The organism is Streptomyces sp. GLSS-08 (assembly GCF_056387915.1).
The window spans coordinates 566945-577093 of sequence record NZ_JBWJAQ010000003.1 but is presented as its reverse complement, the minus strand read 5'-3'; the positions used below and the strand labels follow the sequence as shown (position 1 = coordinate 577093).

Below are 10149 nucleotides of genomic sequence, written 5' to 3'. Positions count from 1 at the left end.
GCTGTTCCTGCCGACGATCATGGACCCGGTCTACGGCTACCAGGTCGCCAACGTCGAGGCCTCCATGAGCAGCCCCTCCAGCCTGCTCCACTGGACCCGGCGCATGATCGAGATCCGCAAGCAGAACAAGGCGTTCGGCCTCGGCTCCTACACCGAACTGCCCTCCACCAACCCCGCCGTCATCGCGTTCCTGCGGGAGTACAAGGACGACCTCGTCCTGTGCGTCCACAACTTCTCCCGCTTCGCCCAGCCGACCGAGCTGGACCTGCGGGAATTCGACGGACGGCACCCGGTGGAGCTGATCGGCGGAGTGCGCTTCCCGGCCATCGGCGAGCTGCCGTACCTGCTGACGCTGGCCGGTCACGGCTTCTACTGGTTCCGGCTCCGTGCCCTCTCCTCCCGCGTCATCCGGCGTTCTTGACCGTGTACATCTGAAAGGACGCGTCGCCATGCCGAAGATCGCACTGCAAAGACCGAGCAGCCTCGATCGCGCCCCGCTGCTCAGCTCGCTCGCCGAGCTGCTGCACGCATGGCTGCCGCGGCAGCGCTGGTTCGCGGGGAAGGGCCGGACCATCACGGACCTGACGCTGTTGTCGGTGACGGAGCTGCACCCGGGCTGTCTGCATCTTCTGGTACGGGCCGAGCACGAGGCCCCGCCGGCCGGACGCGGGCCCGTCACCACTCCCCCGCCCGACGACTGCTACCAGCTGCTGCTGGGTGTGCGGGAGTTCCTGCCGCCCAGACTGGCGCCCGCCGTCATCGGCCGTGCCGACGAGGGCCCGCTGGCCGGCCTCATGGTGTACGACGCCCTTCAGGACTCCGAGGCGGCGGGGCTGCTGCTGGAGCGGCTGCGCCACCCGGGAACCGCCGGGCCGCTGCGGTTCGAGCGCGACACCCGGGTTCCGCTGCCCGCCGGGCTCGCCCCGCGCCTGCTCGACACCGAACAGTCCAACTCCTCGCTGGTGTACGGCGACTCCTTCATCCTGAAGGTCTTCCGCCGTATCCAGCCCGGCGTCAATCCGGATCTCGAGGTACCCGCGTCGCTGGCCCGGCAGGGCTGCACGCGGGTACCCGCGCCGGCCGCCTGGTTCCACACCTCGCACCCCGAGCGGGCGACCCTCGGCGTGCTCCAGCCGTACCTGCGCGACGCCACCGACGGCTGGGCGCTGGCGCTCGACACGCTCACCTCGGAGCGGGACTTCACCGAGGAGGCGTACGCGCTGGGCGGGGCCACCGCCGAGGTGCACCTGGCCCTCGCCGAGGCCTTCCCCCTCGACACCCCGAGCCGGCGTCACAACAGGCGGCTGGCGGAGGCGATGACCGAGCGTCTCCACACCACCGCCCGGTCCGTCCCCGCGCTGCTGCCGTACGTGACCGGGCTGCAGAGCGCCTACGACGCGCTCGCGCGGCTCGACAAGGTCCGTCCCGCCCAGCGGATCCACGGCGACCTGCACCTCGGTCAGGTGCTGCGCGCGGGCCGGCGCTGGTTCGTCATCGACTTCGAGGGTGAACCGGCCCGCCCGCTGACCGAGCGCCGACGCGCCCAGTCCCCCGCCCGCGACGTCGCCGGCATGCTGCGGTCCTTCGACTACGCGGCCCGCTCCCGTCACCCGTGGCGCCCGGAGTGGGCGCAGCGCAGCCGCGAGGCCTACTGCGCCGGCTACGCCGCCGAAGCGCGGTGGGACCCCCGGGAGGAGCCGGAGGTGCTGCGCGCGTACGAGACGGACCGAGCCGTCTACGAGGTGCTGTACGAGGCCCGGCACCGGCCCGACTGGCTGCCCGTGCCAATGGCGGCGATCACCCGGCTCGCCGAGACGGCGTTGAATCCGCGCCGGCAGTAGCCCGCCGGCCCACCCCGTCCTTCTCCCTTTCCCTGCCCAAGGAGGCTCCAGAGCCGTGGCACCCCACACCACAGTCGTTCCCGATCCGTCGGCCCCCGCCCCGCCGTCCGGCACGCCGGAACCCGCCCCCATGACCTCCCGGGCGGGACCGCCGCAGTCCGTCCGGGACGCCCGCGGCGTACGGCAGGCCGCCGCGATGGACGCGACGGACCGCGCGCGTCTGCTGTCGGGTGCCCACCACGACCCGCATTCCCTGCTCGGCGCCCACCCGGTCCCGGGCGGTGTCCGGTTCCGCGTCCTGCGGCCCTACGCGCGGACCGTGAGCGTCCGGGTCGACGGGAAGCGAACACCGCTGCACGACGAGGGCGACGGGCTGTTCTCCGGCGTCCTGCCGCTCGACGCCGTCCCCGCCTACACGCTGCTCGTGGCGTACGACGGCGACGAGTCCGAGGTGGCGGATCCGTACCGCTTCCTGCCCGCCCTCGGCGACCTCGACCTGCATCTGATCGCCGAGGGGCGGCACGAGGAGCTGTGGCGGGCGCTCGGCGCCCGGCCGATGGTCCACGACGGCGTCACCGGAACCCGTTTCACGGTGTGGGCGCCCAACGCCCGCGGCGTCAGGGTCTGCGGCGACTTCTGCCACTGGGACGGCACCGCCTACCCGATGCGCTCGCTCGGCTCCACAGGTGTGTGGGAGCTGTTCCTCCCCGGCCTCGGCGCGGGCGCGACGTACAAGTTCGACATCACCCGTCCGGACGGGACGCACACCCTGCGCGCCGACCCGATGGCCCGGCGTGCCGAGGTGCCGCCGGCGACCGCCTCGATCGTGACGGAGTCGTCCTACGAGTGGGGCGACGCGGACTGGATGGCGCACCGGGCGGACGTGCCGCTGCACGAGGCTCCGTTCTCGGTGTACGAGGTCCACCTGGCGTCCTGGCGGCCCGGCCTGACGTACCGCGAGCTGGCCGAGCAGCTGCCCGCCTACGTCGCCGGGCTCGGCTTCACCCACGTCGAGCTGATGCCGGTGGCCGAGCACCCCTTCGGCGGCTCCTGGGGCTACCAGATCACCGGCTTCTACGCGCCGACGTCCCGGCTGGGTGCCCCGGACGACTTCAGGTACCTGGTCGACGCCCTGCACCGGGCCGGGATCGGTGTGCTCATGGACTGGGTGCCGGCGCACTTCCCGCGCGACGACTGGGCGCTGGCCCAGTTCGACGGGACCCCGCTGTACGAGCACGGAGACCCGCACCGCGCCGCCCACCCCGACTGGGGAACGCTGGAGTTCGACTACGGGCGCCGCGAGGTGCGCAACTTCCTGGTCGCCAACGCCGTGTACTGGTGCGAGGAGTTCCACATCGACGGCCTGCGCGTGGACGCCGTCGCCTCCATGCTCTACCTCGACTACTCCCGCGAGCCCGGCCAGTGGACACCCAACGTGTACGGGGGCAACGAGGATCTCCACGCCGTCTCCTTCCTCCAGGAGATGAACGCCACCGTGTACCGGCGCAACCCGGGCGTCGTCACCATCGCCGAGGAGTCGACCGCCTGGAACGGCGTCACCCGCCCGACCTCCGACGGCGGCCTGGGCTTCGGGCTGAAGTGGAACATGGGCTGGATGCACGACTCGCTGGTCTACATCTCCAAGGACCCGGTGCACCGCAAGTACCACCACAACGAGATGACCTTCTCGATGGTGTACGCGTACAGCGAGAACTACGTGCTGCCCGTCTCCCACGACGAAGTCGTCCACGGCAAGCAGGCGCTGGTGGCCAAGATGCCCGGCGACTGGTGGCAGCAGCGCGCCAACGAACGCGCCTATCTGGGTTACATGTGGGCCCACCCCGGCAAGCAACTCCTGTTCATGGGCCAGGAGTTCGCGCAGGGCGGCGAATGGTCCGAGGCGAACGGGCCCGACTGGTGGCTGCTCGACCCCGGCTACGCCGCCGAGCCGGACCATCGCGGTGTCCGGGACCTGGTCCGCGATCTCAACGCCGTCTACCGGGACGCGCCCGCCCTGTGGCAGCGCGACACGGACCCCGCGGGCTTCTCCTGGGTGGTGGGCGACGCGGCCGAGGACAACGTGTTCGCATTCCTCCGCCACGCCGCCGACGGCACGCCGTTGCTCGCCGTCAGCAACTTCTCCCCGGTCGTCCGGCACGACTACCGGCTCGGGGTCCCGGACGCCGTGCCCGCCTGGCACGAGGTCCTCAACACCGACCTCGCCCGCTACGGCGGCAGCGACATCGCGAACCCCGGTCCGCTGAAGCCCGAACCGGAGCCGAGCCACGGCCGTCCCGCCTCGCTGCGCCTGACCCTGCCGCCGCTGACGACGCTCTGGCTGCGGCCGGCCTGACGGGACGGCTCCGGTCACTCGGCGCGCGTCACGCCGCGGGCGGTTTGCCCGCGGTGCCGATCCAGGTGTGGAACAGCGCGCCGAGGTCCTTGCCGGACAGCCGCTCCGCGAGACGGACGAACTGCGCCGTGGTGCCGTGGCCGCCGCGGTGGCCGGTGGCCCAGGCGCGCAGGACGCGGAAGAAGACCGGGTCGCCGACGGCGGTGCGCAGCTTGTGCAGGGCCATGGCCCCGCGGGCGTACACGGGGGTCGCGAAGATGTGCGCGCCGTCGCCGGGGTCGGCGGGCGCGAACTCCCACAGGTCGTCGCCGGCCGGGCGCGCGTACAGGCCGTCGAAGGTCTTCTGCGCGCTGTCGCCGCCGTGCTGCTCGGCGTAGAGCCACTCGGCGTAGGTCGCGAAGCCCTCGTTGAGCCAGATGTCCTTCCAGCTGGTCAGGGAGACGGAGTCGCCGAACCACTGGTGGGCGCTCTCGTGCACGAGGGTGCTCAGGTCCGGCGCGCGGTCGTAGACGGGGCGGGTCTGGGTCTCCAGTGCGTAGCCGACCCGCGGGGCGTGGTCGACGATCGAGCCGGCGGCCCGGAAGGGGTACGGGCCGAACAGCCCGCTCTCCCAGGCGAGCACCGAGGGCAGCTTCTTGAGGACGGGGGCAGCCTCGGCCGCCTCGCGCGGATCCACCGCGTTGTACACCTCGAGCCCGTCCGGGGTGGTGTACCGCTCGACCTCGAACGTGCCCACCGTCGCCGTGGCGAGGTACGCGGCCATCGGCTCGGACTGCCGCCAGCGGAAGGTGGTGCGGCCGTGTGCGGTCCGCTGCCCGAGCAGGACGCCGTTGGACACCGCGGTGCGTCCCTCGGGGACGGTGAGGGTGATGTCGAAGGTGGCCTTGTCCGTGGGGTGGTTGTCGGCCGGGAACCAGGTCATGGCGCCCTGCGGTTCACCGGCCACGAACGCGCCGTCGTCCGTGGGGATCCAGCCGTCGGGGGAGCCGTCCGGATCGGTGACCGGTCCGGGTGTGCCCCCGTAGGTGACGGTGACGCGGAACTCCCGGTGCTTGCGCAGGGGGTGCCGGGGCGTGACCACGAGTTCCTGGCCGTCCCTGCGGAAGGACGCCTTCTCGTGGCCGACCGTGACGCCGGTGACCTTCAGGCCCTTGAGGTCGAGGTCGAAGCGGGTGAGCCGCTGGGTGGCCCGGGCGGTGACGACCGCCTTGCCGTCGAGGTGGCGGCCGGCCGGGTCGTAGCCGAGGGTCAGGGCGTAGTGGCGGACGTCGTAGCCGCCGTTGCCGGCGAGGGGGAAGTACGGGTCCCCCACGCCGGGGGTTCCGCCCGCCCCGGCCGCCGCGGGTGAGGCGGCCGCCAGCAGGGCGGCGACGGCGACGGGGACGACCGCGGCGACGGCTTCCCGGCGAAGGACGGCCGGGCGCCCGGAGGCCTGCTGACGGGGCAGAGTCACGTTCGCTCCAGGGGAGGTGGCGGTGATCAACGCCGCACAGCCTAGGCTCAGGACCGGCCGGAGAAACCCTCGATCAGGTCAAGTTCCTCCGGCGGGGCGCGGGTCCGTCGTGTCCCGCCGGCCTGCGGCCGCTCACATCCAGGGCGGCGGACCTTCGGGGATGAGCTGATGGACGTCGAAGAGGACCGCGGCCTCGACGCCGAGCGCCCGCCCCGCCATGCGGCCCACCCAGGTCAGGAACGGGCCCGGCTCGAAACCCTGGTCGCCCAGTCCCCTGGTGTACTCGGCGTGCGCCGCCAGTGAGGCGATGCCCCGCTCCAGCGGCTCTCCCGTCACGTCCACGCCGTGGGTGGGCTGTTCGGCGCCGGCGACGCACACCATGCGGACGCCGTTCCAGGGCCGCAGTCCCTCGTTCTCCAGCTCCGGGAAGATCCAGCGGTTGCCGGCGTCCCGGGCCGCGTCGAGGGCGGCCAGGCCGACGGCGCGGTGGTCCGCCTGGTTCGTCATGCCGCCGATCATGCGTACGGTGAACGCGCCGGTGACCACGACCTCGGGGCGGTGGCGCCGCAGCGCCCGCACGATGTCCCGTCGCAGGTCCGGTCCGTACTCGACGACACCGTCGCGGTGGTCGAGGAACTCGACCGTGTCGACGCCGACTTCGAGGGCCCCGGCCCGCTCCTCGGCCTCGCGCAACGGCTTCGCCCGGTCCGGGTGCACACCGTCGATGCCGGCTTCGCCGCGCGTCGCGAGGAGATACGCGACCTGTTTGCCCTGGGCCGTCCAGCGGGCGACCGCGCAGGCGGGACCGTACTCCAGGTCGTCGGGGTGCGCCGCCACCGCGAGACACCGCTGCCAGTCCTCGGGCAGTGCGGGCAGGGAAGGGCCGTCCGCGATGCCGTCATCGTCGTGTGTGGGATCCATGACCGAATGATGGCGCTGCGCACCGGTTGTACGGCAGAGGCGCGAGGCGCGGATCCCCGGCGTGCGCGGTCCCGGGGACGGACACCGCTTCGGACCTGGTCAGGACCCACCCGTTCGTGATGGAGTTCCGGCATCCCGGGCGTCCACGGCGCCCGGCAGACGACAGACGACAGAACGGACTTCCGTGAACGGCACTCCGTCGGCCTGGTCCTCTCCCCCGGTCGAAGTCGGGCTCGTCGGTGCGGGTCCCTGGGCGCGGGCCGTACACGCGCGCGTGCTCGCCGCCGGTCCCGAGACGCGGCTGACGGCCGTATGGGCGCGGCGCGCCGAGGCGGCGCGGGAGACCGCCGCGCCGTACGGAGCCGGCGTCGCCGCGAGCTTCGAGGAACTGCTCGACCGCTGCGAGGCGGTGGCCTTCGCCGTGCCCCCGGCCGTGCAGGCGGACCTGGCACCCCGGGCGGCGCGGGCGGGCCGCGCGCTGCTGCTGGAGAAGCCGCTCGGCGACGATCTGCCGTCGGCGCGGCGGCTCGCGGACGCCGTCGAGGAGGCCGGGGTCGTCTCCCAGATCGTGCTGAGCAACCGGTATCACCCGGTGGTGCGGACGTTCCTCGACACCGCTCGCCGGCTCGACGTCCTCGGGGCCCGCTCCTGTCTGGTGCACGGCGCCTTCCTGGGCGGCGACTTCGCGACCTCCTGGCGACTCGAACACGGCGCGCTGCTGGACCTGGGGCCCCACCTGCTGGACCTGCTGGACGCGGCCGTCGGGCCCGTCGTGGACATCCGGGGCACCGGCGACCCGCGCCGCTGGATCGAGCTGACCTGCGAGCACGCGAACGGCGCCGTCAGCCAGGCCTCCCTCTCCGGCTCCGTCAACGTCCCGCAGGGCCTCACCCGCGTCGAACTGTTCAGCGCCCGGCCCCCGCTCGTGTTCGACAGCACCGGGCTCGACGGCGAGCAGGGCTGGCCCGTGCTGCGCCGGGAGTTCGCCACCGCCGTACGCACCGGGGTGCCGGGCGAGCTGGACGTCCGCCGCGGTCTGCGCCTGCAGACCCTGATGGCGCAGGCGCTGGAGCGCTGACCGGCGGCCCCGTTCAGGGGAAAACCGGTGCGGGGCGAGTGGAGTCGGCCCTGACCGGTCGACAACTGAGTTGTGACACTCCCGCGCATCGCCCCCATGCTCGCCACGCCCGGTGTGCTGCCCCCCACCGCACAGGACCCGCGGTGGGCCTACGAGACCAAACAGGACGGCCAGCGCGTGGTGGTCTATCTGCCCGGCGACGGCAGCGTGGTGCTGCGCGCCCGCTCCGGGGAGGACATCACGGCCGCGTACCCCGAACTGCTGCCCCTGGCTGAGGCGCTCGGGAGCACACCGGCGGTCCTGGACGGGGAGATCCTGGTTCTCGACGAGCTGGGGCGGGGCGACTTCCAGCGGCTTCAGGCGCGGATGGGCCTCGCGCACGCCCCGGCCAGGGCGGCTCGCCGGGCGGCCGAGGAGCCCGCCCACCTGATGCTGTTCGACGTGATGCATCTGCGGGAGGACCTGACGAAGCTCACCTACGCGCGCCGGCGCGCCGAGCTGGAGGCGCTCGGTCTCGACGGGCCCGCCTGGTCCACGCCGTCGGCGATCGTCGGGCACGGCGAGGCGGCGCTCCAGCTCACCCGCGACAACGGCCTGGAGGGTCTGGTCTGCAAGCGGCTGGACTCCTTGTACGAGCCCGGAGTGCGCTCCCGCGCCTGGATCAAGATCCGGAACATGCGGATCGCGGACGTCGTCATCGGCGGCTGGTCGCCCGGCCGGGGACGGCTCACCGGGCTGCCCGGCGCCGTGCTCGTGGGACAGCGCGAGGCGGGACGGCTGCGCTACGTCGGCAGCGTGGGCACCGGCTGGAGCGAGGACGAACGACTGGCGCTCGCCAGGCTCCTGGACGCCGCCGGGAGCGCCGGCTGCCCCTTCGACCCGGCGCCGCCCGTGCCGGGAGCGCACTGGGTGCTGCCGATCCTGGTCGGCGAGGTGCGCTACAGCACCCGGACGCGCGCCGGGATGCTGAGGCAGCCTTCGTGGCACCGGCTGCGTCCGGATCTGGCGCCGGAGGACTCCGCGGCCGATCTGCCCTGACGGGGCTGTCCCCGTACGGCCGCCCCTCGGACCTCGCCAAGGCGCAAGGCCGGTGCCGGCTTCGGCTCCTGATGGCCTCAGACCTCGTAGCGGCGCAAGGCCGGTGTCGCGAGGGCCAGGACCAGCGTGCCGGCCACCACCAGCAGCCCGCCGGCCACGACGGCCGTACGCGCACCGAACAGCGAGCCGGCCGTCCCGTGCAGGACGTCGGCCAGACGGGGGCCGCCCGCGACCACCACCGTGAAGACGCCCTGCATGCGTCCGCGCATCTCGTCCGTGGCGGCCGAGAGCAGGATGGCGCCGCGGAAGACCATGGAGACCATGTCGGCGACGCCCGCGGCGGCGAGGAACGCCACGGCCACCCACAGGCCCGTGCTCAGGCCGAAGCCCGTGATCGCCGCTCCCCAGGCCATGACGGCGACGAGGACCATGAGGCCGTGCCGGCGGGCCCGGGAGAACGTGCCGGACAGCAGGCCGCCGGCCATCGCGCCGACGGGGATCGCCGCGAACAGCAGTCCGAGCGCCAGCCCTTCCCCGTAGGGTCCGTACGTCTGGGAGGCGAGCTGCGGGAACAGGGCCCTGGGCATGCCGAAGACCATGGCGATGATGTCGGCGAGGAAGGAGAGCAGCAGCACCTTGTGCAGCGAGATGTAGCGGAAACCCGCGACGACCTCGCGCAGTCCCGCTCGCCGGGACGCCGCGGCGGTCAGGGGCGGCAGCGCGGGGAGCCGGTGGACGGCCCACACGGTGACGCACAGGGCGAGTCGGCCAGACCGATCACCGGGATCAGGGCGCCGGCGAGCAGCGGACCGGCGATGAGTCCCGTCTGCATGACGGTCGAGCCGAGGGCGTTCGCGGCTGCCAGTTCCTCCGTGGGGACCAGCCGGGCGATGGACGCGGTGCGGGCCGGGGCGTTGAGGCCGAAGAACGCCTGCTGGAGGGCGAGCAGCACCATCAGTACGAGCACCGAACCGAGTCCGGTGACGGCCTGTATCCAGAACAGCAGCGAGGTGACGGCGACCCCGGTGTTGGTGACGAGGAGCAGTTTGCGGCGGTCCACGCTGTCGGCGACGGCGCCGCCCCACAGGGCGAAGACCACGAGCGGCAGGAGGTTGGCGAGGCTCGCGTAGCCGACCCAGGCCGAGGAGCCGGTGATGTCGTAGATCTGCTTGGGCACCGCGACGGCGGTGAGCTGACTGCCCACGGCGGTGACGACGGTCGACGACCAGAGCCGGCGGTAGGCGGGCCGGCGCAGCGGCCGGGTGTCCATGCCCCAGCGGCGCCAGCCGCTGCGGGGCATGGTCGCCTCCGCGGGCTCCGGCGTCGCGTCGTGGGGCTCCGCGTCGTTGTCGGTGGTGTTGCTGGTGGTGTCCACGGCCGTCCTGGATGCTCGATACATATTTCGGTGACAGCATTCACTGTCGTCGACCCGGGCAACCACCCGCATCGGTGTCTCGTCTCCGGC

7 protein-coding genes and 1 pseudogene are annotated in these 10149 nt (G+C 73.0%); 5 read left to right on the top strand and 3 right to left on the bottom strand.

What is annotated here, in order from left to right; translation table 11 throughout:
* The 3 genes from AC0ZLC_RS08105 to glgB form a co-directional block, all read left to right on the top strand.
* A partial coding sequence (locus AC0ZLC_RS08105) for an alpha-glucosidase C-terminal domain-containing protein (protein ID WP_476751182.1) occupies positions 1–421 on the top strand: 421 nt, incomplete at its 5' end.
* Positions 422–449: 28 nt separating this feature from the next.
* A complete protein-coding gene (locus tag AC0ZLC_RS08100) occupies positions 450–1841 on the top strand; it encodes a maltokinase N-terminal cap-like domain-containing protein (protein WP_476751181.1) in 1392 nt (463 codons plus the stop codon).
* Between the two features lie 55 nt (positions 1842–1896).
* The gene (gene glgB, locus AC0ZLC_RS08095; protein ID WP_476751180.1) at positions 1897–4194 is read left to right on the top strand and encodes a 1,4-alpha-glucan branching enzyme; all 2298 of its coding nucleotides are present in this window, start codon (positions 1897–1899) and stop codon (positions 4192–4194) included.
* 28 nt (positions 4195–4222) lie between these two features.
* Here glgB and AC0ZLC_RS08090 read toward each other — a convergent pair whose 3' ends face one another.
* Both AC0ZLC_RS08090 and AC0ZLC_RS08085 read right to left on the bottom strand, forming a co-directional pair.
* The gene (locus tag AC0ZLC_RS08090) at positions 4223–5647 is read right to left on the bottom strand and encodes a M1 family metallopeptidase (RefSeq protein ID WP_476751179.1); all 1425 of its coding nucleotides are present in this window, start codon (positions 5645–5647) and stop codon (positions 4223–4225) included.
* A gap of 132 nt (positions 5648–5779) precedes the next feature.
* Positions 5780–6568: a PIG-L deacetylase family protein gene (locus AC0ZLC_RS08085; protein WP_476751178.1), complete on the bottom strand. Its 789-nt coding sequence runs from the start codon at positions 6566–6568 to the stop codon at positions 5780–5782.
* A 184-nt stretch (positions 6569–6752) separates the two neighbouring features.
* Between AC0ZLC_RS08085 and AC0ZLC_RS08080 the strand changes: the two genes are divergently transcribed.
* Together AC0ZLC_RS08080 and AC0ZLC_RS08075 are read left to right on the top strand one after the other, a co-directional pair.
* Positions 6753–7646 (top strand): Gfo/Idh/MocA family protein, encoded by an 894-nt coding sequence (locus AC0ZLC_RS08080; protein ID WP_476751177.1) that lies wholly within the window; start codon positions 6753–6755, stop codon positions 7644–7646.
* Positions 7647–7718: 72 nt separating this feature from the next.
* Positions 7719–8684 (top strand): ATP-dependent DNA ligase, encoded by a 966-nt coding sequence (locus AC0ZLC_RS08075; protein WP_476751176.1) that lies wholly within the window; start codon positions 7719–7721, stop codon positions 8682–8684.
* Positions 8685–8761: 77 nt separating this feature from the next.
* On the opposite strand, the pseudogene AC0ZLC_RS08070 reads toward AC0ZLC_RS08075, so the two are convergent.
* Positions 8762–10083, bottom strand: a pseudogene (locus tag AC0ZLC_RS08070) (MFS transporter).
* Positions 10084–10149 lie beyond the last annotated feature (66 nt).